The sequence below is a fragment of the Stenotrophomonas sp. YAU14A_MKIMI4_1 genome (assembly GCF_003086855.1).
GTDB lineage: Bacteria > Pseudomonadota > Gammaproteobacteria > Xanthomonadales > Xanthomonadaceae > Stenotrophomonas.
Window position 1 is genome coordinate 3,405,473 of sequence record NZ_CP025998.1, and the last position, 22,503, is coordinate 3,427,975.

Below are 22,503 nucleotides of genomic sequence, written 5' to 3' on the forward strand. Positions count from 1 at the left end.
CGTCCATATAACCGAATGGAATGTGCTGGTGAGCACTGTTCCTGCGACGCAATTCTAGCGTTAACGAATACTTGACGCGCCCCGGGATGCGCGGTGGCAGGCCAACTCTCTCCCGCGTCGGCCCCGCGCAGCCCCCGGCCCCTCCCCCCGCTTCACTGCCTGTCACAGCTAAATGGTTGCCACGGCAACATTTTTTCCTGTTACCACCATTTGACAGGCACTGAATATCCCGTTAATTCCTGCATTGCGCACCGCAACAACCGTCGTCCGCCTCACCCTGTGATGTCGATTCCGGTGCCCGCCCCCGCCAACCGGAGCCCCCTCCCGATGACCCGCAAGACCAGCCTGATCGCCGCCGCCGTCGCTGTCGCCCTCGGTGGTTCCTCGTTCGCCGCCCTGGCCCAGCAGACCGGCACCGCCGCCAACACCCTGGACACGGTGATCGTCACCGGTACCCGCGTGGCCGACCGTACCGTGGCCGAATCGCAGTCGCCCATCGACATCATCACCCCGGAAATCCTGCAGTCCACCGGCAGCGGTGAACTGGCCACGGCGCTGTCGCGCGCCCTGCCCTCGCTGAACTTCCCGCGCCCGGCCCTGACCGACGGCACCAGCGGCGTGCGCCCGGCGCAGCTGCGCGGCCTGTCGCCCGACCAGGTCCTGGTGCTGGTGAACGGCAAGCGCCGCCATACCTCGGCCATGATCAACGTCAACGGCACCATCGGCCGCGGTTCGTCGGCGGTGGATATCAACGCCATTCCGATCGCCGCCATCGAGCGCGTGGAAGTGCTGCGCGACGGTGCGTCGGCGCAGTACGGCTCGGACGCCATCGCCGGCGTCATCAACATCGTGCTGAAGGGCAGCGGCAGTGGCGGCAGCCTGGCGGTCGACTACGGCCAGTACTCGGCCGGTGACGGCAACAAGTACCAGCTCTCCGGCGATACCGGCCTGGAGTTCGGCGGCGGCCGTGGCCGCGTGCACGTGGCCGGCCAGATCAGCCAGCAGGATGAAAGCAACCGCGCCGGCCCGTACCGCGGCACCACCCCGAACACGGTGAACTACCCGTCCATCGGCGAAACCACCTTCGTGGTGGGCGACCCGAAGGTGGACGCCACCGCCGTGTCGGCCAACGCCAGCTTCGACTTCAGCGACCACATCACCGGCTACGCCAACGCGATCCTCAGCAACCGCGACATCACCTCGTTCGCGTTCTACCGCTCGCGCAACCACAACGGCCAGAGCGCGCTGCTGGCCCAGGTCTACCCGGACGGCTTCGTGCCGGAAATCAACCAGTATTCCAAGGACCGCTCGGTGGTGGCCGGGGTCAAGGGCAACACCGACAGTGGCTGGACCTGGGACCTCAGCCTGAACCACGGCGAGAACACCCTGGACTTCCACACCCGCAACAGCATCAACTACAGCCTCGGTGCGACCAGCCCGCGCTCGTTCTACGACGGCACGCTGAAGTACCAGCAGGACGTGTTCAATGCCGATATCACCAAGTCGCTGGACTGGGGCCTGGCCTATCCGGTCACCTTGTCCTTCGGCGGTGAGTACCGCAAGGAAAAGTGGGACCAGAACCCGGGCGAGCTGAACTCCTACACCGGCAGCGGCGCGCAGGGCTTCGGCGGCTTCACCCCCACCAATGAAGTGCATGCCGACCGCCACAACTACGCGGTCTACGCCGGCCTGGAAGCAGACCTGACCGACAAGTTCTCGGCCGGCATCACCGGTCGCTACGAGGATTACTCGGACTTCGGTGATCGCTTCTCGGGCAAGCTGTCGGCGCGCTACGCCTTCACCGACAAGGTCGCACTGCGTGCCACCGCTTCCAGCGGCTTCCGCGCACCGTCGCTGGCCCAGCAGGGCTACCAGGCGGTCACCAGCCAGTTCACCAACGGCGTGTTCGTCGAACGCGGCACCTTCCCGACCACCAGCACCGCCGCACAGGCACTGGGCGCTTCGCCGCTGAAGGCTGAAACCTCCACCAGCTACAGCGTGGGCCTGGTGCTGCAGCCGGTGGACCGCCTGTACGTGACCGTGGATGCGTACCAGATCGACATCGATGACCGCATCGCGCTGTCCTCCAGCATCACCACCAACACCGCCACCAGCAACCTGCTGGCCGGCCTGGGGCTGCCGCAGGTCACCGCGTTCTCGTACTTCACCAACGGCCTGGATACCCGCACCCGCGGCGTGGACTTCGTGTCCAGCTACACCATTCCGTTCAGCGCCAGCAGCCTGGAACTGACCGCCGCCTACAGCTACAACGACACCGAAGTGCGTCGCGTGGGCGGCACCCCGGCGGTATTCAGCACGCTGGGCCTGACCCAGTCGCTGATCGGCCGTGATGAGATCGGCCGCATCGAAGACAGCTTCCCGCGCGACAAGACCATTGTCAGCGGCACTTGGCGTTCGGACCACTGGGAACTGGGCCTGGCGGCCACCCGCTACGGCGAATTCACCGTGCGCAACTCCGCCACCGCCCTGCGTGACCAGACCTACGGCGACAAGTGGGTGCTCGATGCCTCGGTCAGCTACAAGCCGAGCAGCAACTGGACCCTGACCCTGGGCGCGGACAACCTGCTGGACGAATACCCGGACCGCACCGAAGACCTGCAGAACTCGACCTTCGGCATGCTGCCCTACAGCAACTACTCGCCTTTCGGCTTCAACGGCGCGTATGTCTACGGCCGCATCAAGTACAACTGGTAAGCGATAACGGTAGCGCCGGGCCACGCCCGGCGGTGCTGCCCCGGGGTCAGATTCCTTTTCGCCAGAAAAGGGCTTTGACCCCGTTCGCATTTTCGGTTTGCCGTATGTGGCCGCATCGGTGAAAATCGGGGCATCCCCCGATTACCTGCGAGTGCCGATGCACCATGACACCGACCTGATCAACATCGTGGCCGTTGGCCTGGGGCTCGCCTTCATCTTCGGTGCCCTGGCCAACAAGCTGCGCTTGTCGCCTCTGGTCGGCTATCTGGTCGCTGGCATCTGCGTCGGCCCGTTCACCCCCGGCTTCGTGGCCGACCAGGCGCTGGCCAACCAGCTGGCCGAGCTGGGCGTGATGCTGCTGATGTTCGGCGTCGGCCTGCACTTTTCCCTGAAGGACCTGATGGCGGTGAAGGCCATCGCCATTCCCGGTGCGATCGGCCAGATCGCCGTCGCTACCCTGCTCGGCTGGGGCGTGGCCTGGTTGATGGGCTGGCCGGCGCTGCACGGGGTCATCTTCGGTTTCTCGCTGGCCACCGCCAGTACCGTGGTGCTGCTGCGGGCCATGGAAGAGCGGCGCCTGCTGGAAACCATGCGCGGCAAGATCGCCGTCGGCTGGCTGATCGTGGAAGACCTGGCCTGTGTGCTGGCACTGGTGATGATGCCGGTACTTGCCGGTGTGTTCGGCCCCGATGCCGCCAAGGAAACCCACACCCTGGGCAGCGTGCTGGCCGATATCGGCTGGACGTTCGTGCAGCTGGGCCTGTTCGTGGCGGTGATGCTGGTGGTCGGCCGCCGGGTCATTCCGTGGATCCTGGAACGCATTGCCGGCACCGGTTCGCGCGAACTGTTCACCCTGTCGGTGTTGGCCATCGCGCTGGGCGTGGCGTTCGGCTCGGCCATGCTGTTCGGTGTGTCCTTCGCGCTGGGCGCCTTCTTCGCCGGCATGCTGTTGAACGAATCGGAGCTCAGCCACAAGGCGGCGCACGATTCGCTGCCGCTGCGCGACGCCTTCGCGGTGCTGTTCTTCGTCTCGGTGGGCATGCTGTTCGACCCCAACATCATCGTGCAGCACCCCTGGCAGGTGCTGGCGACGGTGGCGATCATCATGTTCGGCAAGTCGGCCGCTGCGTTCTTCATCGTGCGCGCCTTCGGCCACCCCACCAGCACCGCGCTGACCATCTCGGCCAGCCTGGCGCAGATCGGCGAATTCGCCTTCATCATCGCCGGCCTGGGCGTGGCGCTGCAGATCCTGCCCAAGGAAGGCCAGTCGCTGGTGCTGGCCGGTGCGCTGGTGTCGATCATGCTGAACCCACTGGTGTTCGGCCTGCTGGACCGCTGGCAGGCCAAGCAGGAGCAGCTGCCGCAGGCGCCGGAACCGGAAGAGGCCACCGGCCCTTCGCGCGATCTGCATGACCACGCCATCGTGATCGGCTACGGCCGGGTGGGCAGCGAGCTGGCCCAGGTGCTGCGCGACCGCGGCGTGCCGGTGCTGGTGATCGACGACAACAAGGAACATGTCGAGCAGGCCCATGCCAAGGGCCTGGCCGCCATCCGCGGCAGTGCGGCCGCCGACCGGGTGCTGGCCGAGGCCCATCCCGAGCGCGCCAAGATCGCCGTGCTGGCCATTCCGCAGCCGCTGGAAGCCGGTGAAGCGCTGGCCAAGCTGCGCGCCATCAATCCCGACCTGACCCTGCTGGCACGCGCGCACAGCGATGCCGAAGTGAAGCATCTACTGGAACACGGCGCCGACGGCACGGTGATGGCCGAGCGCGAGCTGGCCTATTCGCTGGCGGAAATGATCATGTCCACCCCGCCGTACCGGAATCTGGGGCAGAACAGCATTCCGGTGGTGTAACGGCTATGGGTAGGTGTCGACCTTGGTCGACACGGTAGATCCACGCCATGCGCGGATACGGAAATCGGCGGAACAAAAAATCCCCGGCGGGCCCGCACCCGCCGGGGATCTGCATTGCCATGTTTGCCACGCCTTGGAGAGGCAGTTCCACCGTAACGCATCGCGCGGCCGGTGGTGATCGCCTTCGGCGATGACGACCAAGCGTGCGGCTATCAGGCGCTGTCCAGCGCCTGCTGCAGATCGGCCTGCAGGTCGCCGATATGCTCGATGCCGATCGACAGTCGTACCGTATCCTCGCTCACGCCGGCCCGGGCCAGGCCTGCAGCATCCAGCTGACGGTGCGTGGTCGAGGCCGGGTGGGTGGCCAGCGACTTGGCATCGCCCAGGTTCACCAGCCGGGTAAACAGCTTCAACGCATCCAGGAAGCGCGCCCCTGCCGCGCGACCGCCCGGCAGGCCGAAGGTCAGGACGCCGGAACCGTGCCCGCCCAGGTAGCGCTGCGCGGCGGCGTGTTCGGGGTCGTCAGGCAGGCCGGCATAGCGCACCCAGGCCACCTTCGGGTGCGTCTTCAGCAAGTTCGCTACGGCCAGCGCGTTGGCGTTGATCCGCTCCATGCGCAGTGCCAGTGTTTCAATGCCCTGCAGGATCAGGAAGGCATTGAACGGCGACAGCGCAGCGCCGGTGTTGCGCAACGGTACTACCCGCGCGCGGCCGATATAGGCGGCCGGCCCGAGCGCTTCGGTGTACACCACGCCGTGGTAGCTGGGGTCGGGCTGGTTCAGGCGTGGAAAGCGCTGCGCGTGCGCGGCCCAGTCGAAACGACCCGAATCGATGATCGCCCCGCCCAGGCTGTTGCCGTGGCCGCCCAGGTACTTGGTGAGCGAATGCACCACGATGTCGGCACCGTGCTCGAACGGGCGCAACAGGAAGGGTGTGGCCACGGTGTTGTCCACAATCAGCGGCACGCCAGCGGCGTGTGCCACCTCGGCAATGGCCGCTATGTCGGTGACATTGCCGCGCGGGTTGCCGATGGATTCGACGAACACCGCCTTGGTGCGCGCATCGATCAGCGCGGCGAACGCGGCCGGATCGGCCGGGTCGGCGAACCGCGCCTGGATGCCGTACTGCGGCAGCGTGTGCGCCAGCAGGTTCAGGCTGCCGCCGTACAGCGCACTGGCCGCCACGATGTTGTCGCCTGCCTCGGCAATGGTCTGGATTGCATAGGTGATCGCCGCCTGGCCCGAGGCCAGGGCCAGCGCCCCGATGCCGCCTTCCAGCGCGGCCAGACGCTGCTCCAGCACATCAGTGGTGGGATTCATGATGCGCGTGTAGATGTTGCCCGGCACCTTCAGGTCGAACAGGTCCGCGCCGTGCTGGGTGTCATCGAAGGCGTAGGCCACGGTCTGGTAGATCGGCACCGCCACCGCACGCGTGGTTGGGTCGGGACGGTAGCCGCCATGCACGGCCAGGGTTTCCAGTTGCCACTGCGGATCGCTCATTGCACACCCTCCAGGCGGGAAACCGCCACCATAGGGCAGCGCGCGCACCTTCCTGAGAGCGCATGGTGATAACGCCCGTACCGCTGGCTATCAGCGCGCGTCGGGCACGCAGGCGGGGGCCTGGCCATTGCCGCACAGGGCGACGTCGCGCAACCAGCCCATCCAGGTCACCACATCCTTCGGTTCGGGTTCGGCGCGGAATGCCTTCTGCACGGTGTGGAAGTCCTGCAGCCCCTGGATGCCCTTGATCCAGGTGAACTCCGGCTTGCCGGTACCGGGATTGCGCGGGCAACCGAGCATCAGCACCGCGAAGGGGCGGCCCTCCTCCACGCCCTCGCCTACCCAGTTGGCCTGAGCATCGGGGCAGGCCAGCTTCCAGCCGGCTTCGATGATGCCCAGGAACTCGCGCGGGGTGGCGTTGGCAGCGTGGGGCGCGGTGTTGACGGTGATCATGTCGGTCCAGTCCTGCACGGTCTGGCCCTGCGGTACGTATTCGATCAGGCGGTTGCCCTGCGGATCGGTGTCCTGGTGGGCTTGTGCGTAACCGGGCATGGCCGGCAGGCGGGCCTGCTCGGTGCTGGCTGCCAGCGCCACTGCAGGCGCAAGCAGTGCGCCAAGGGTGAGACGCAACAGGATGAGTCGGGATGTCATGGATGGAACTCCTTCTCCTGGGGTTTGGAAGCCGAGGGACCGGCGAGCGCCAGTGGCATCCATAGCATTACGCGTTTCGGCAGGCCAGCAGCAGCGGGTGACGCAATCGGCAGAGCCATCGTCCAGCAGCCGGTGAATTCCTGCGATGAAACTGAGATCAATGCCACATAACAGGCACAGCCGACTCGCAGAACGGAAGTGTGCACCTGCGCAGCCGTATCGTTGGGACAATCCCCGGTGATGGAGCGTGGCATGGATGAGATCAAAGATCACCCCGACGGCACGTGCCGGGTTTCATTCGGGCGCCTCCTGTTGTTGAGCCTGCTGATGCTGCTCGGCGCCTGCGGAAGCAAGGAGCGCGCGCCGCCGTATGAAGCCAATCCCTCGCCGAAAGAGGCGTATGAGGTGGTGGTTACTACGCATGACGCGCCGGAGGAGATGTTCATTTCCGCGACGTCGGCGGACTACGAAATTGCCGACGAAGGATGCCTACCACCCATAGACAACTTTGAAGGCGTCAGATACGGAATCGAGCGGTATTCGCTTCCGATCCAGCTCCGAAAAGTCAGCGACGCTACCTTCGTAGGGGAGTTCTATCGCGATGGCATGAAACCATCAAACTACTTCGGTCGCGGGGAGTGCAGTTGGAACCTTGTACGGATAAGCGCCAATCTTAGAGCGCCATCCACCAAGTCAATTGCATACTTCTCCATCAGCGCATCCCCAGCACATAAGGAACAGACGCGCTTTGCAGCGAAGGCATTTGTGCCTTTACTGGACGACGGAAACGTATACCCAGCATCCAGCTTGTCGCAAGAGCGATTCGAAAGAGAAGTTGCATTATCTGATTACGACAGATTTTTCTCCTACAGCATCTCAATCAACGCAAGGACGCATGAACAATGAGCAGATCCGTAAGAGCCGATCTGGCAATGGCTGTGTACGACCCGCCTCCCATCAAAGCCGATGGGACACCTGGAACCTTGAAAGCTGGACCAGGCGGAAATGAAGAATATGAAGTAGTGCAGCATCTGGACAGGCCCAGCGGCTACCAAGGCTCCATCTACAGAAGCGTGAGGACAGGCGACTACGTCGTAGCCCACCGCGGCACCGAGTTCGACCGCGAGCTGCTGAAGGATGGCCTCGTCGACCTCGGCATGGTCACCACGCGCTTCAATGCGCAGCTCAAGGATGCGTTGGAACTGACCCGACAGGCCAAGGTCATGGCCGAGCGCGATGGCACCCAGCTTTCCGTCACTGGCCACTCGCTCGGTGGCGGCATGGCGCAGGTCACCGGCCATCACCATGATCTTCCCGGCGACGCATTCAACCCGTATGGCGCGGCCAGCCTGGGCTATCGCATTCCCAGCGGACAGCCGGCGCATGCGGCGACCTTCGTCAACCATGTCACCGCCGGCGACTTCGTCAGCGCGGCCGGCAAGCACTACGGCAGGGTCGAGATGTATGCCTTGCCGGGCGAACTGGCCACCCTGCGCGGCGCAGAGCTCGCTTCCCGCCTGCCTGGAGTACTCTCCGCCGCAACCCGAGCTCCGCTGCCTGCCATCGCGCTGTCCGATTCGCACCGGATGAAGCACTTTGTCGATCGGGTCGAAGACGGCGTCGAAATCAAATCAGTACTGGATGACCCGTCAGCACGGATCACGGATCCTGAGGATCAGCGAAGAGTCGACGCCTATCGCACAAGCATCCATCAGATGCGCGCGACCGCGACGGTGATCGGACGTGGCGGACCCGGCCTGGTGCTGGACGTCGTGCACACGCTCCGTGGCCCGGATGAACCCGGCGCCTACGCAGAGCGCCAGGCTGAGGCAGCAAAGCGCGCCGCGCATCCTTTCAACCCCGCTGAACACCGCAATGCGCCCGGCTCCCACGGCGGTCCGCAGCGCGAGCGTCCCCAGTTCCAGACGGCGTCCCCCTTGAGCCAACGCCTGGACGAGCTGCTCAACGCAGACCCCGAGCGTTTCAAGATCCTCAACCAGCAGATGTCCACCGGTGAGGCCGGCCAGGCACTGAACCAGCAGGCGCGCAATCAGGTGAACGCAGAAGACGCGACGCGCGAGCACGCCCAGGAACAGGCACGTCAGCATGGCCTGCAGCAGGAAACGCAGGCGCCCGCCATGCGTCGCTGATCCAGGGGAGACAGGACCATGGATGAGCGCGAACTTGAGGAACTGATCAGCAAGACCGCCCTGCTGATGGAGCGCTACCAGCGGATCTGCACGGAAATGGCCCAGCAGCAGTCACATCTGTCGGCCGCACTGAACGGCCTCACGCAATCGTTGCCACAGCAGTTCCGCCGCAGCGCGGACAACGCCATTGCTGGATTGACCCGCGAGGGCAGCGCCGCCGTCAAGCACGCCCTGCTCGCCCCCATGGGCGCTTACGAGCAGCAACTGACCGCCTCAGCAGAGCATCTTGGCCGCAGCACCGACGCGCTGGCTGCAGAAGTGAAGCGCCTGCAACTCACGTCGCGCGGTGTGCTGTGGAAAAGCGTGACCATCGCCTTGGCCAGCGGCACCACCCTGTTGGCCGGTGCGGTGTGGCTGGGCGATCGGTATACCACCGAGATCAAGCGCAACCAGGTCGAGGCCCAGCTGCTGCGCGCCTACAACCGCGCCGACGTGGTTCTGTGCGGAAAAGAAAGACTGTGCGCCAACGTAGATACCCGCGGCAGCGGTGTCGGCGATAACGGGCGCTACCGCCCGGTACGCCCCCGCCCGTAGGCGGGGACGCACACAACTGCATCAGGCCTTGGCAAACACCAGCTGGCCGCCATCGTTGCCTACCTCGATGGTATCGCCGTTGGCGAACGCACCGGACAGGATCTTCTGCGCCAGCGGATTCTCCAGCTGCGACTGGATGGCACGCTTCAACGGCCGCGCACCATACACCGGGTCGAAGCCCACGTTGCCCAGCAGGTCGAACGCCGCATCGGACACCACCAGCTTCAGCCCGCGCTCGGCCAGGCGCTTTTCCAGGCCGCGCATCTGGATGCGCGCGATCTGCTTGATCTGCTGCTTGTCCAGCGGGTGGAACACCACGATGTCGTCCAGGCGGTTGATGAACTCCGGGCGGAAGTGCGCCTGCACCACACCCATCACCGCCGCCTTCATCTGCGTGTAGGCCTCCGGGCTGTCGTCGCCGCTCATGTCCTGGATCTGGTGCGAGCCCAGGTTCGAGGTCATCACGATGACGGTGTTGCGGAAGTCCACGGTGCGGCCCTGGCCGTCGGTCAGGCGGCCATCGTCCAGGACCTGCAGCAGGATATTGAAGACATCGGTGTGTGCCTTCTCCACCTCATCCAGCAGGATCAGCGAGTACGGGCGACGACGCACGGCCTCGGTCAGATAGCCGCCCTCTTCATAGCCCACGTAGCCCGGGGGCGCGCCGATCAGACGGGCGACGCTGTGCTTTTCCATGAACTCGCTCATGTCGATGCGGATCATCGCGTCGGCACTGTCGAACAGGAACTCGGCCAGCGACTTGCACAGCTCGGTCTTGCCCACGCCGGTCGGGCCCAGGAACAGGAACGAGCCTGCCGGCCGGTTCGGGTCGGACAGCCCGGCACGCGAACGGCGCACGGCATCGGAAACGACCTTGATCGCTTCTTCCTGGCCGACCACGCGGTTATGCAACACCTCTTCCATGCGCAGCAGCTTGTCGCGCTCGCCTTCCAGCATCTTGTTCACCGGAATGCCGGTCCAGCGCGAAACCACCTCGGCGATTTCCTCGTCGGTCACCCGGTCCTGCACCAGCTTGAAGTCGTTGCTCTCCGCTTCCTGGGCAGCGGCCAGCTGCTTTTCAAGCTGCGGCAGCAGGCCGTACTGGATCTCGCTCATGCGCGCGAAATCCTGGCGGCGCTGGGCAGCTTCCAGGTCCAGCTTGGCCTGTTCCACCTGTTCCTTGATCTTGGTCGCCCCCTGCAGGGCGGCCTTCTCCGACTTCCAGATTTCGTTCAGATCGGAGAACTCGCGCTCCAGGCCATCAATGTCATTTTCCAGATCGGCCAGACGCTGCCGCGACGCATCGTCCTTTTCCTTCTTCAGCATCTCGCGCTGGATCTTCAGCTGGATCAAGCGGCGTTCCAGGCGATCCAGTTCTTCCGGCTTGGAGTCGATCTCCATGCGCAGGCGTGAGGCGGCCTCGTCCATCAGGTCGATGGCCTTGTCGGGCAGCTGGCGGTCGGTGATGTAGCGGTTGGACAGCGTCGCAGCGGCGACGATGGCCGGGTCGGTGATCTCCACGCCATGGTGCACGGCGTACTTTTCCTTCAGGCCACGCAGGATCGCGATGGTGTCCTCCACCGACGGCTCGCCCACGAACACCTTCTGGAAACGGCGCTCCAGCGCGGCGTCCTTTTCAATGTACTTGCGGTACTCGTCCAGCGTGGTGGCACCCACGCAATGCAGTTCGCCACGCGCCAGCGCCGGCTTCAGCATGTTGCCGGCATCCATCGCACCGTCGGCCTTGCCGGCGCCGACCATGGTGTGCAGTTCGTCGATGAACAGGATGATCTGCCCTTCGCTCTTGGCCAGGTCGTTCAGCACGCCCTTCAGGCGCTCCTCGAACTCGCCGCGGAACTTGGCGCCGGCAATCAGCGCGCCCATGTCCAGCGACAGCACGCGCTTGCCGCGCAGGCCTTCGGGCACTTCGTCGTTGACGATGCGCTGGGCCAGGCCTTCGACGATCGCGGTCTTGCCCACGCCGGGTTCGCCGATCAGCACCGGGTTGTTCTTGGTCCGGCGCTGCAGCACCTGGATGGTGCGGCGGATTTCTTCATCGCGGCCGATTACCGGGTCCAGCTTGCCGCTCTCGGCGCGCGCGGTCAGGTCGATGGTGTACTTCTCCAGCGCCTGGCGCTGCTCTTCGGCGTTTTCCGACTGCACGTTCTCGCCGCCACGCAGCTTGTCGATGGCCGCCTGCAGGCGGGTCTTGTCGGCGCCGGCGGCGCGCAGCGCCATGCCCAGCGTGCCGCCGTCTTCCAGCGCGGCCAGCACGAACCATTCGCTGGCGATGAAGGCATCGCCATTCTGCTGGGCCAGCTTGTCGGTGTGGTTCAGCAGGCGCCCCAGGTCATTGCCCAGCGACACGTTGCCGGCCTGCCCGGATACCTTCGGCAGTGCATCCAGCGCCTCGGCCAGGCGCTCGCGCAGCACCGGCACGTTCACCCCGGCCTGGGCCAGCAACGGCCGCGTGCTGCCGCCCTGCTGGTCCAGCAGCGCGCTGAACAGGTGAGCCGGTTCGATGATGCTGTTGTCGCGGCCCACGGCCAGCGACTGTGCGTCTGCCAGCGCCTGCTGGAAACGCGAGGTGAGCTTGTCCATCCGCATTGCGAATCCTCATCGGTTACAGAGCCGGCCCGCGCCGGCGATGCAGGGAAGATGCGGTTGCGCCACCGCGTTTCAAGGGCGGCTGCGACTGCACCCGGGGATCGGTCAGGCTGTGGCAAGCATGCGCCGGCGCCCGTGGGCACCGCGTTGATCCGGCGCAATCGGCGGGCAAGGACTGGCACGGCCGGCCTGCCGATGCCATACTTGCGAATCATTCTCATTTCGATCCGTGCGCATCGGCGCCCTACGCATGCACGCTTCCCACCCGCACCTGGCCACGTTGTACCGCGACCACCACCGGTGGCTGCGCGGCTGGCTGAGCGGGCGCGTGGGCAACCGCGATGTGGCCGATGATCTGGCCCAGGATACGTTCGCGCGCCTGCTGCTGGATCGCGACCTGGCCGCACTGCGCGAACCGCGCGCCTTCCTCACCACGGTGGCGCGCGGGCTGGCCGCCAACTGGTTCCGCCGGCAGGCGCTGGAACGCGCCTATCTGGAGTACCTGGCACAGTTCCCCGAACCCGCCCTGCCCTCGCTGGAGGAACAGGCGCTGGTACGCGAAGCACTGCAGCAGATCGACGCCATGCTGGACGGCCTGCCGGCGATGGCGCGGCGGGTGTTCGTGCTGGCCCAGTTCGACGGCCTGCGCTACGACGCCATTGCCGAACGCCTCGGACTGTCGCTGTCCACGGTGAAGCGCCATATGAAGCGGGCCCTGCTGGGCTGCCTGGCGCATGCGCCCTGAGCCGGGCGGCGGCGCCGCACTGTCGCCGCGGGTGCTGGAACAGGCGGCCGACTGGCTGATGCGCCTGCACGACGACGGCAGCCCGGCACAGCGCGCGCAATGGCAGCGCTGGCACGATGCCGCCCCCGAGCATGCACGCGCCTGGCAACGCGCCGAACGCCTGCTGGCGCTCAGCGCACAGGTTCCGGCCACGCTGGCCCACGAAGCGTTGCAGCGCCCGGCTTCGGCTGGCCGTCGCGCGGTGCTGCGCAGCGTGGCCGCGCTGCTGGTGGCGCCCCTGGGCGGTTGGTTGGCCTGGCGGCTGTATGACGAAGCCGCCTGGGATGCCAGCGTGCGCACCGCCGTGGGCGAACGCCTGCGCCGCGTGCTGGACGACGGCAGCGTGCTGCACCTGGCCACGGCCAGCGCCGTCGATATCGCCTTCGACGGCCAGCAGCGCCTGCTGCGGCTGCGCCGCGGCGAGATCCACATCGACACCGCACCCGACACACACCGCCCCGCGCGGCCGTTCCGCGTCGCCACCCCGCAGGGAATGCTGCAGGCGCTGGGCACCCGCTTCAACGTGCGCCTGTTCGACGATGCCTCTCTGCTGGTGGTGCAGGAAGGCGCGGTGCAGGTGACCACCGCCGCCGGTGCCAGCCAGCGCGTTGCCGCCGGCCAGCAGCTGCGCTGGGGGGACGCCGGCCCGGCCGCACCGCAGCCCGCTGCGCCCGGCAGCGACGCGTGGCTGCACGGCATGCTGGTGGCCGACAGCCTGCCGCTGCAGGCGCTGCTGCAGGAACTGGGCCGCTACCACCGGCGCTGGCTGCGGCTGGATGACGATGTGGCGGCCTTGCCGGTGTCCGGCGCGTTCCCGCTGGACGACCTGCCGCGCAGCTTGTCAATGCTGGCCGCCACCTATCCGCTGCGCATCGATCAGGGTCTGACGGTGCGCGTGCGCGCGGCCGCCACGCCGCGGTGACACTTTTTTCGTTCCTGCGTGGCAGAGGAAGTGAATCCTTCTTCTGCCGGCTCCCTCCATGCCTGTGATCCCGACCCGTTTCCGCTACAGCCTGCTGGCCATCGCCCTGGCTGCCACGCCCGCCTTCGCCCAGACCGCGCCCGCCGGGCAACCCGCCAACGCCCCGGCCACGGCATCGCTGGGCAGTGCGCTGAGCGCCTTTGCCGCCCAGCATGGCGTCGCCCTGTCCTTCGATCCGGCGCTGACCCAGGGCCGCACCGCGCCGCCGGTCGATCCGGCCGCGGGCGTGGACGCAGGCTTCAGCACACTGCTGCAGGGCACCGGCCTGCGTGCGGTGCGCCGCGCCGATGGCAGCTACACGCTGCAGGGCGCGCAGACCACCCGGCAGACGCAGCCGCTGCGCGTGGGGGCGTCCGATGGCAAGGTCGCGCTGCCGCAGGCGCTGCCTTTCGGCCAGGGCGTCACCCTGGATGCCGATGCGCTGGATGCGCAGGTGAAGGGCAACGGGGACATCGCCACGGCCCTGCGCAGCAACCCGGCGGTGCAGTTCAGCGATACCAACCGCAGCAGCCGCAACATGGGCGAAATCCGCCCCGATGATTTCAGCATCAATGGCGCGCCCTACTACCAGAACCTGTTCCTGCTCGATGGCGCCACGATCAACAACGATATCGATCCGGCCGATACGCCCGACAACGGCAACCCGGCGCACAACTTCGATGTGCCCGGCGGCGCGCAGGGCATCGCCGTGGATGTGGACCTGCTGGAATCGCTGACCGTCTACGACGCCAACGTGCCGGCCTCGTTCGGCCACTTCCTGGGCGGCGTCGTGGACGCGCGCAGCCGCTCTGCAACCGACGGCCTGCACGGCAAGGTCTGGTTCCGCATGGCCCGTTCGGCCTGGGACAGCATCATCGCCAACGACGCGCAGCAGGAGGAGTTCGAGGAATCGGACACCTACAAATACCAGCCGCAGTACGACAAGTACCGCGTCGGCGCGCGGCTGGAAGGACGCACGCGCGGCGGTCTGGGCATCATCGGAACCTTCACCCGCACGCGCTCGGAGATCCCGCTGCGTGCTTACGCCGGCGGCCGCGAAACCACCGGCGCGGACGTCAACACCCGCACCCAGACGCGTGAGAACACCAGTGCCACGGTGGCCCTGGACTGGAGCAATGGCGAAGGCCTGCAGCTTGGCGCCAACCTGTCCTACGCGCCCACCGACGATGTCTACTTCATTTCCAACTCGCGCGATTCGTACTTCAGCATCAAGTCCGGCGGCCCCACCGCCAGCCTGCGCGCGAACTGGACTGGCGCTGCCTGGACCCTGCGCAACACCCTCAACTACAGCGACGTGGAAACCAGCCGCCGTGGCGACCTGGACTACATGCGCAACTGGCTGATCTCCGACGACTTCGACTGGGGCGTGTCTGGAATCAGCACCGAGGGCAGCTGGGGCAACATCGACCAGCATGATCGCCGCATCGGCTACCGTTTCGTGGCCGACCGCGAACCGCTGCAGCTGGGCAGCAGTGAACACACCCTGCAGTTCGGTGCCGGCGTGCAGCGCCGCGATGGCGACTACCAGCGACTGAACGACCACCGGGTTCTGCTGAACACCGCCACCACCCGCAGCTGCACGCTGTCCGACGGCAGCGTGGATGATTTCAGCTGCTCACTGTCGCCGACCCGCAGCGGCGGCACCGGCCAGTACTTCAAGCGCATGTTCCTGTTCCATGCCGGCCAGTTCGAAGTGAGCGGCGAAGAGTACGAAGCCTGGCTGCAGGACGCGATCCGCATCGGCAACTGGAACATCCGCCCCGGCCTGCGCCTGGACCGCAACAACCTGTGGAAGCAGACCAACGTGTCACCACGACTGGCCGCGTCGTGGGACGTGCTGGGTGACCAGCGTACGGTCATCAACGCCGGCGTGAACCGCTACTACGGGCGCAGCTTCTACAGCTACCTGCTGCGCGATGGCCGCGAGCGCCTGCGCGACACGCTGGACCGCACCAGCGCGAGCACCCGCTGGGAAGATGCCAAGAGCACCCGCAACGTGGCCACCAACCGCCTGAGCGATGTCGATTCACCCTACACCGACGAATGGACCCTGGGCGTGGACCAGCAGGCGTTCGGCCTGCAGTTCCACCTGAAGTACGTGGACCGTAGCAGCCGCAAGGACATCCTGCGCCGCAAGGTCGACAGCCCGGACCGCGACCTCTACAACCTCAATACCTTCGAGTACACCAACGAAGGCCGCAGCGATTCGCAGACCTGGACGCTGTCGGTCAGCCCGCAGCGCCCGTGGGAGTTTGCCGGCACCCGCAACAGCTTCCAGCTTTCGGCCGACCACACCGATGTGAACCGCAACTACAACAGCTACGAAGACACTCTCGACCTGTTCGAACGCGTGCGCCTGGATGGCAAGCTGATGTACCGCTATGAGCTGCCCGCCACCCAGTACCTGCGGCCGTGGAGCGCACGCCTGAGCACCCGCACCGACATTCCGGCCTGGGGCCTGAGCTGGAACAACTTCTTCCGCTACCGCGCGGGCTTCGAAGGCACCACCCAGGGGGCTCTGGAGATCATCGACGGCGAAAGCGTACGCAACCTCACCACGCGCCGCTTCTCCGGCAGCTGGACCTGGGATGCCAACCTGGAATACCGCCGGGCCCTGCCGCGCGAGCAGGAAGCCTATGTGCGGGTGGAAGTGCAGAACGTGCTCAACCGCAGCAACCTGACCACGGCCAGCGGTGCGGCCGCCGGCACCATGTACTTCGAACCCGGCCGCAGCTTCTGGCTGGAACTGGGCTATTCGTTCTGAACGCACGGCCCGGCGGCACGCTGCCGGGCCACTGCCGATGCAACGCATGCACTATCTGCGCGTGATCCTGCCCGTCGCCGCCCTGTTGCTGGGCGGCGCGGGCGGGCCTGCGCCCGCGCGCGACACACCCTGCCCCGACCCGCTGCCCGCACGCCCGGAAGCGGCCTGCCTGCGCGCGCTCTACAGCAGCCCGGCAGTGCAATGGCCAGCCCCGGACATTGAACCGGGCGTCACCTGGCAGGAACTGGCGCCGTTGCCGGTGCCGGTGGACCCGGCAGACAACCCGTCCACGCCGGCCAAGGTGGCACTGGGCCGGCGCCTGTTCTTCGATCCGATCCTGTCACGTTCGCGGCAGTTGGCCTGCGCCAGTTGCCACGACCCCGACCTGGGCTGGGCCGATGGCCGCCGCGTCTCGTTCGGCCACCACCGCCAGGCCGGACGCCGCAACGCCCCCAGCGTGCTGGCCAGTGCGCACGTGGCGCCGTTGTTCTGGGATGGGCGCACCGCCACGCTGGAAGCGCAGGCGCTGGGCCCCATTGCCGACCCGGTGGAAATGGGCTTCAGCGTGAATGGAGCGGTGCGCCGCCTGCGCCGCGATGCCCGTTATCGCAGCGAATTTTCCACCGTGTTCGAACAGCCGCGCATCGACGCGCAGCAGCTGGGCCAGGCCATCGCTGCGTTCCAGCGCAGTCTGTCCCCGCGCAACAGCCGCTTTGATCGCTTCCTGCGCGGCAATGCGCGCGCACTGGACGATGCGCAGCTGCGCGGCCTGCACCTGTTCCGCACCCAGGCAGGCTGCATGAACTGCCACAACGGCGCGGCGCTGACCGACAACGGTTTTCACAATCTGGGCCTGCACTTCCACGGTCGCCCGCGGCAGGATCTGGGGCGCTACGAGGTCACCGGTGATCCGGCCGACAGTGGCCGCTTCCGCACGCCGTCGCTGCGCGGTGTGGCCGCGACCGCGCCGTACATGCACAACGGGCTGATCCCGCGTCTTTCCGGCGTACTGGCGTTCTACAACGTGGGCGGCGGCTGGCCACGTGCGCCGACCGATCTGGCCGATGATGCGCCACCGTTTCCGCAGCCGGACCCGCTGCTGCGCCCGCGTGGGCTGAGCCGGCAGGACCTGCAGGATCTGGAAGCCTTCCTGCAGGCGCTGTAACGACGGGCAGCTCAGGAACCGCGCGGCGGCAACAGCGGCGCCGCCTGCGGCACCGGTACCGGGCAGCCAAAGGTACCGGCCACGTCCAGATACAGGCTGTAGCGCTGGGTGGTCGCAAAGCCTGCCTGCCAGTCCGGATTGAACAGGCGCCCCGGCTCCAGGGCCAGGTCCACCGGCAGGTTCAGTACTTCATCGCCAATCATCACCGGCGTGGTGGCACCGGCGTACTTCAGATCGCGCGCGCCATTGGTGGTGATGATGTTCCTGCGCTGCACGGCCGCCGGCGGCGGCGCCGTGGGCGGAATGCCGCTTGCCATGAACGCACCGTTGAAGCCGGTATCCAGCTGCACCAGGATGCTGTCCTTGCCGGCGCGGATCGGATAGCGCAGCTGGTAATCATCGCCGGTGAGCGATGAGACAGTGGCCATGCGCCGCGTGCAGGGCACCTTGCTGGACGCGGCCTGCACCACCAGCGCGTCCTTGTCGATGCGTACCCGCCCCAGCGCGCGCAGTACGTCCAGGCCGATGCGCGGCAGATCGTCCTGCCCCAGCACCGCGAAGGACACCTGGCGCACCGCGAGTCCGCCGATGTCCAGATCCATCGGCGCGGCCAACGCAAACAGCGCATCGCCGGTGCTATCGGCCACGGTGAATCCCTCGGTCAAGGCCAGCCCCAGTTCCGCGGCCAGCGTGCGGCCGATGCGCGAGCGTGCCGCGCCGGTGTCCACGTGCACGCGCAGGTCGCGTTCGCCGGCAGCGGTCTTCACTTTCAGGGTGATCGTCGGCAGCTCGTTCTGCAGCTGGATCGGCACGCTCACGTCGGCTGCAGGCAGGGCAATCGGTTCGGCGCTGCGCGGCCACTGCAGGAAGCGGTCGAACGTCGGTTCGCTCACGCTGGCCACGCGCACCGTGTGCGGCGCATCTTTCAGCATGGGCAGGAAATCGCTGTCCAGGCGGGTACGCACGTCCTGCATCTGCCGGGCCCAACCGGCAATATCGCCCTGCACCAGGGCATTGCCGGCCAGGGTGGCCGAACACAGATAGGCCACGCCCTTCACCGAATCGGCAGGTTCGCTGGCCACGCCCTCCAGGCATTGACGGGCCGCGCGGCTGGAATTATCCAGCTCACCACGTACACGGTAGTAGCCTGCGGCGCCCAAGCGCCCCTTGGCACCCTTTGCCTGGCCCATCGCCTGCAGCGCCGCCAGGCGCGCATGCTGCACGTTGGCCGTGTAGCCATAGGGATCGTTCACATCGCCATTGGCTACGTCGGCAGCCGCTGCCGTGAACGATGCGAGCATGGCGCCGAGCGCCAGCGCGGTGATGCGCATCAAGGTTACTCCTGTCTACCCAGTGCCTGACCCTAGCACGTCGGCCGTTGCACGCGACTGCGTGCGCTACACACCGCGGGTGATCGCCGCGCGGATCTGCCGCAACGTCTGCTTCACCGCCTGTGCCTGTTCGGCACTCATGCGCAGCAGCAGCTTCTGCCCCACCGAGCACGACTGCAGCGCGGGATCGACGAAGCGATACCGGCCACGCTCGTCGCGCTGCACGGCCAGCGGACGCGCTGGCTCGGGCGTGTCCAGCAGGTGATCGATCACCGCCACCAGGCGGTCATTGAAGTACCCCTGCGGATGGCCCGATTCAACATATGCCTGCTGGATGAGCGGATAGAAGCGCACGTAGGCCTTCGCTGCTGCTGCGGGATCTACGGCGGTAAAGGCCTGCACGTAGGGGGCGTAGCGGGCGGCATTGGCGGCCGCGATGTGCTCGCCGCCCTCGCCCGCTTCCACCTGCAGGGCACCGGCCAGCGGGCGCGTGGCCAGTGCCGATGGCGGCGCACTGGCCTTGTCCAGATTGTCGACGTGGGTCACCAGACGCTGGATCACGTGATCACGCAACAGCAGCGCCAGCGTGTCTTCGCCCTGGAACAGCCCGCGCAGCGCTGACCATGCCGCCGTATCGCTGTCGTCCATCTTCGGCAGTGCCGGATCTGCAGCAGCATCGGTATCCAGCGGGTGCTGGATCTCCGGCGTGGAAGGCGCGGTTTGCTTGGCCGCCATCGGCGGCGGCGCCGCGGTTGCAGCGGGCGTTGGCTGCGCAGGCACGTGCACCTGGTCTGCCAGCCCCTGCCACTGGTCGCGGAACAACCACGCGCCCGCGCCACCCACCACTACTATGCCCAATACCCAGGGCCAAACGGCCTTCCCACTCTTCTGCATGATGCGCAACCTCGCTCTGCATGTGCCTGCACACCGTATGACCCGCCTACGGTGCCGCGGTTCCCGCGCGGCACGTGCACAAGCACCTGCGACCACGCGTTTACACTGCATCTTCGCGCAGGCTGCATGAATGCCCGCTACGTCGCTTCGGAAAATTCAATGAAACACATCGCCATCGTCCGCTTGTTCCAGCCCGGCATCGTCCTGTTCGATCCGTGCGTACTGCACGCGTTCGTGCAGGCGCACCTTGCGCCTGGCGAAGCGCTGCTCAGTCGGTTTGTCGATGATCCTGCACTGGGTGATGCCGCCGTGCGCGCGGGCGCCGTGCTGCCGATGTATCCCATCGAGGACGACGACTACACGGTCTTTGTCGAGGGCAACGTGCCAACGAGCGGTGCTACGCGGCATTTCAGCCATCCGGGCCTGCCACTGCAGGTAGACAGTGGCGTGCTGATCGCCGCAGACCTGCATGCGGTGATGGAATGGGATGCGGACTTCTTCCTGCACTACCGGCAGCGCCTGCAGGAGCGGTTGTTGAACAGTGATTACCTGGAGGTGGCAGCGGGCCGCTACGAGGTGCGCATTCACGGCTATACCGGCCTGCCGCAGCCACACCCGCCGCAGGGCTATGGGCTGGAACTGCGCGCCACGGCGCAGCTGCCAGAGACGCAGGCAGGGGAAGATTTCGACTTCGCCCTGCCGCTGGCGGCGCCTGCGGGGTGACCACAGGCGCTACCCATCAATGGGCCGCGTCAGGCAGCGGCTTCACCGGCTGCTTCTGCAGCGACAACAGCCCCAGCAGCACGGCCAGCGCCACGTAGGCCCCGGCGAACTGCCAGCTGATCACGCGGGCCAGGCCCTCCAGGTTCCAGGGCAGGTAGATGCCACCGCGCGGATCCACCGAATGGATCAGGCCGAACAGGGTCAGCGCTGCCGCCACCAGCAGGAAGCCGCAGGCACGGCGCAGGCGCCCATCGACCATGGCCGCGACGGTGGCGATCCACAGCATGGAGGTGATGATGAAACCATTGCCCAGGGTGAAGATCACCGCCAGTTCCGGCAGACCGTGGCCATCGACAGTGGTGAGCATGGCGCCCAGCGTTTCGGCCGGAATCCAACCCGGTGCCTTGATCGCCAGCAGATAGGCCGCCGACGGCAGGAAGCCGAGCACCATCGCACCGGCATGCTGGCGCGGGGTGGCCTGGAAGGCCTGGGTGGTGATGTCGATCGACACGTACACGATGATCGGCGCCAGCACGGCCAGCGGCAGCCACTGCACCAGCCCGGAGATGATGCCCAGCATGCCGCCGATGCCGACGAACAGGCCGGTCAGCAGCGTGTAGCCGCTGCGCGCGCCCATGTGCTTGTACGCTGGCTGGCCGATGTACGGCGTGGTCTGCGCCACGCCGCCGCAGAGACCGGCCACCAGGGTGGCAAAGGCTTCCACCAGCAGGATGTCGCGGGTGCGGTAGTCATCGCCGGCCGCGCGCGCGCTCTCAGACACGTTGATGCCACCCACCACCATCAGCAGGCCGAACGGCAGCAGCAGCGGCAGGTAGGTCATGGCCGTCGGCAGGCCGTCGATGAAGCCCAGCGTGGGCAGCGGCAGCACCACCTGCGGCGGTACCCAGGCCGGAATGGCAAAGCCCGGCACACCCAGCCCGGCCAGGCCCAGCCCGTAATACAGCACGGTGCCGAACACGAAGGCCAGCAGCACGCCCGGACCACGCACCGGCAGCTTGCCCTTGGCGATCAGCACGTACAGCAGCAGGCCCAGCGTGGTGAAGCCGACCAGCGGCGAACGCAGGGTTTCCAGCAGCGGCAGCAGGCCCATCAGCACCAGCGCGATGCCGGCGATGGAGCCCAGCAGCGCCGCACGCGGCAGCGCGCGGGTGACCGCTTCACCGAAGAAGGAAAGGATCAGCTTCAGCACGCCCATGATGACCAGCGAGGCCATGCCCAGCTGCCAGGTGGCGATGGCCGCGGCATGCGGATCCATTCCCTGCTGCTTGAACGCCAGGAACGCCGGGCCCAGCACCAGCAGGGCCATGCCGATGCTGGTGGGCGCGTCCAGGCCCAGCGGCATGGCGGTGACATCGTCGCGGCCGGTGCGCGCGGCCAGGCGGCGCGCCATCAGGGTGTACAGCAGGTTGCCGACCAGCACGCCGAAGGCGGTGCCGGGGAACATGCGGCCGAACACCACGTCGGCGGGGAACTGGAACATGCCGACCAGGGCCATGGCGATGAAGCCGAGGATGGACAGGTTGTCGACGACCAGGCCGAAGAAGCCATTGAAGTCGCCAGCGACGAACCAGCGGCGCGGGGCGGCGGAAGCGGGAGCGGACATGGAAGGGGCGGTGGGGGTGGGGAGCGCCGATGGTAGGCCCAGCGGGGCCCGGGCGCCAATTCCCGGGTGGAATGATGGGTTCCAGCCAACGGCGGAGCCCCTCGTGGCATGGTCGCCAACTGCTGGGTATCGGAATGGTCCGGGCGGGTGGGTGTCACGGGGGAC

At 66.8% G+C, this 22,503-nt stretch carries 16 protein-coding genes; 10 read left to right on the forward strand and 6 right to left on the reverse strand.

Annotated features, from left to right (window positions below):
• The first annotated feature begins 327 nt into the window (after nt 1-327).
• Together C1931_RS15560 and ybaL are read left to right on the forward strand one after the other, a co-directional pair.
• Complete coding sequence (locus tag C1931_RS15560; RefSeq protein WP_108756983.1) at nt 328-2,715, forward strand: TonB-dependent receptor; 2,388 nt, start codon at nt 328-330, stop codon at nt 2,713-2,715.
• A 157-nt stretch (nt 2,716-2,872) separates the two neighbouring features.
• Nucleotides 2,873-4,570, forward strand: coding sequence for a YbaL family putative K(+) efflux transporter (gene ybaL / locus C1931_RS15565; protein ID WP_108753937.1), 1,698 nt, complete (start codon nt 2,873-2,875; stop codon nt 4,568-4,570).
• A gap of 212 nt (nt 4,571-4,782) precedes the next feature.
• On the opposite strand, the gene C1931_RS15570 is transcribed toward ybaL, so the two are convergent.
• Both C1931_RS15570 and C1931_RS15575 read right to left on the reverse strand, forming a co-directional pair.
• Nucleotides 4,783-6,069, reverse strand: a complete 1,287-nt coding sequence (locus C1931_RS15570) for an aminotransferase class V-fold PLP-dependent enzyme (protein ID WP_108756984.1) — start codon at nt 6,067-6,069, stop codon at nt 4,783-4,785.
• A 90-nt stretch (nt 6,070-6,159) separates the two neighbouring features.
• On the reverse strand, nt 6,160-6,720 hold the full coding sequence (locus tag C1931_RS15575) for a hypothetical protein (protein ID WP_234412835.1): 561 nt from the start codon (nt 6,718-6,720) through the stop codon (nt 6,160-6,162).
• A gap of 252 nt (nt 6,721-6,972) precedes the next feature.
• Between C1931_RS15575 and C1931_RS15580 the strand changes: the two genes are divergently transcribed.
• The 3 genes from C1931_RS15580 (at nt 6,973) to C1931_RS15590 (ending at nt 9,464) form a co-directional block, all read left to right on the forward strand.
• Complete coding sequence (locus C1931_RS15580) at nt 6,973-7,626, forward strand: hypothetical protein (protein ID WP_159095509.1); 654 nt, start codon at nt 6,973-6,975, stop codon at nt 7,624-7,626.
• Nucleotides 7,627-7,742: 116 nt separating this feature from the next.
• Nucleotides 7,743-8,870 (forward strand): hypothetical protein, encoded by a 1,128-nt coding sequence (locus tag C1931_RS15585; protein WP_108756986.1) that lies wholly within the window; start codon nt 7,743-7,745, stop codon nt 8,868-8,870.
• Between the two features lie 18 nt (nt 8,871-8,888).
• Nucleotides 8,889-9,464: a hypothetical protein gene (locus C1931_RS15590; protein WP_108756987.1), complete on the forward strand. Its 576-nt coding sequence runs from the start codon at nt 8,889-8,891 to the stop codon at nt 9,462-9,464.
• 21 nt (nt 9,465-9,485) lie between these two features.
• Here C1931_RS15590 and clpB read toward each other — a convergent pair whose 3' ends face one another.
• Nucleotides 9,486-12,071, reverse strand: coding sequence for an ATP-dependent chaperone ClpB (gene clpB, locus C1931_RS15595; RefSeq protein WP_108756988.1), 2,586 nt, complete (start codon nt 12,069-12,071; stop codon nt 9,486-9,488).
• Between the two features lie 250 nt (nt 12,072-12,321).
• Between clpB and C1931_RS15600 the strand changes: the two genes are divergently transcribed.
• The 4 genes from C1931_RS15600 to C1931_RS15615 are packed head-to-tail and all read left to right on the forward strand — an operon-like array spanning nt 12,322 to nt 17,766.
• Nucleotides 12,322-12,816, forward strand: a complete 495-nt coding sequence (locus C1931_RS15600; protein WP_108756989.1) for a sigma-70 family RNA polymerase sigma factor — start codon at nt 12,322-12,324, stop codon at nt 12,814-12,816.
• Complete coding sequence (locus tag C1931_RS15605; RefSeq protein WP_108756990.1) at nt 12,806-13,777, forward strand: FecR domain-containing protein; 972 nt, start codon at nt 12,806-12,808, stop codon at nt 13,775-13,777. The genes C1931_RS15600 and C1931_RS15605 overlap by 11 nt, the downstream gene beginning before the upstream one ends.
• A gap of 58 nt (nt 13,778-13,835) precedes the next feature.
• Nucleotides 13,836-16,601 (forward strand): TonB-dependent receptor plug domain-containing protein, encoded by a 2,766-nt coding sequence (locus tag C1931_RS15610; protein ID WP_108756991.1) that lies wholly within the window; start codon nt 13,836-13,838, stop codon nt 16,599-16,601.
• 46 nt (nt 16,602-16,647) lie between these two features.
• Nucleotides 16,648-17,766 carry a cytochrome c peroxidase gene (locus tag C1931_RS15615; protein ID WP_108756992.1) on the forward strand — a complete coding sequence of 373 codons (1,119 nt, stop codon included), beginning with the start codon at nt 16,648-16,650 and terminating at the stop codon, nt 17,764-17,766.
• Nucleotides 17,767-17,777: 11 nt separating this feature from the next.
• Here C1931_RS15615 and C1931_RS15620 read toward each other — a convergent pair whose 3' ends face one another.
• On the reverse strand, nt 17,778-19,097 hold the full coding sequence (locus C1931_RS15620; protein WP_108756993.1) for a retroviral-like aspartic protease family protein: 1,320 nt from the start codon (nt 19,095-19,097) through the stop codon (nt 17,778-17,780).
• Between the two features lie 66 nt (nt 19,098-19,163).
• Complete coding sequence (locus tag C1931_RS15625) at nt 19,164-19,991, reverse strand: DUF3014 domain-containing protein (protein ID WP_108757784.1); 828 nt, start codon at nt 19,989-19,991, stop codon at nt 19,164-19,166.
• Between the two features lie 159 nt (nt 19,992-20,150).
• On the opposite strand from C1931_RS15625, the gene C1931_RS15630 reads away from it, so the two are divergent.
• The gene (locus C1931_RS15630) at nt 20,151-20,714 is read left to right on the forward strand and encodes a hypothetical protein (RefSeq protein WP_108756994.1); all 564 of its coding nucleotides are present in this window, start codon (nt 20,151-20,153) and stop codon (nt 20,712-20,714) included.
• A 16-nt stretch (nt 20,715-20,730) separates the two neighbouring features.
• Here C1931_RS15630 and C1931_RS15635 read toward each other — a convergent pair whose 3' ends face one another.
• On the reverse strand, nt 20,731-22,338 hold the full coding sequence (locus C1931_RS15635) for a hypothetical protein (RefSeq protein ID WP_108756995.1): 1,608 nt from the start codon (nt 22,336-22,338) through the stop codon (nt 20,731-20,733).
• Nucleotides 22,339-22,503 lie beyond the last annotated feature (165 nt).

Coding starts and splice junctions, on each gene's coding strand:
- C1931_RS15570 (WP_108756984.1), bottom strand. CDS start 6,069: ATGAGCGATCCGCAGTGGCAACTGGAAACCCTGGCCGTGCATGGCGGC.
- C1931_RS15575 (WP_234412835.1), bottom strand. CDS start 6,720: ATGACATCCCGACTCATCCTGTTGCGTCTCACCCTTGGCGCACTGCTT.
- C1931_RS15600 (WP_108756989.1), top strand. CDS start 12,322: ATGCACGCTTCCCACCCGCACCTGGCCACGTTGTACCGCGACCACCAC.
- C1931_RS15630 (WP_108756994.1), top strand. CDS start 20,151: ATGAAACACATCGCCATCGTCCGCTTGTTCCAGCCCGGCATCGTCCTG.
- C1931_RS15590 (WP_108756987.1), top strand. CDS start 8,889: ATGGATGAGCGCGAACTTGAGGAACTGATCAGCAAGACCGCCCTGCTG.
- clpB (WP_108756988.1), bottom strand. CDS start 12,071: ATGCGGATGGACAAGCTCACCTCGCGTTTCCAGCAGGCGCTGGCAGAC.
- C1931_RS15625 (WP_108757784.1), bottom strand. CDS start 19,991: ATGCAGAAGAGTGGGAAGGCCGTTTGGCCCTGGGTATTGGGCATAGTA.
- C1931_RS15635 (WP_108756995.1), bottom strand. CDS start 22,338: ATGTCCGCTCCCGCTTCCGCCGCCCCGCGCCGCTGGTTCGTCGCTGGC.
- C1931_RS15620 (WP_108756993.1), bottom strand. CDS start 19,097: ATGCGCATCACCGCGCTGGCGCTCGGCGCCATGCTCGCATCGTTCACG.
- C1931_RS15605 (WP_108756990.1), top strand. CDS start 12,806: ATGCGCCCTGAGCCGGGCGGCGGCGCCGCACTGTCGCCGCGGGTGCTG.
- C1931_RS15610 (WP_108756991.1), top strand. CDS start 13,836: ATGCCTGTGATCCCGACCCGTTTCCGCTACAGCCTGCTGGCCATCGCC.
- C1931_RS15615 (WP_108756992.1), top strand. CDS start 16,648: ATGCACTATCTGCGCGTGATCCTGCCCGTCGCCGCCCTGTTGCTGGGC.
- C1931_RS15560 (WP_108756983.1), top strand. CDS start 328: ATGACCCGCAAGACCAGCCTGATCGCCGCCGCCGTCGCTGTCGCCCTC.
- ybaL (WP_108753937.1), top strand. CDS start 2,873: ATGCACCATGACACCGACCTGATCAACATCGTGGCCGTTGGCCTGGGG.
- C1931_RS15580 (WP_159095509.1), top strand. CDS start 6,973: ATGGATGAGATCAAAGATCACCCCGACGGCACGTGCCGGGTTTCATTC.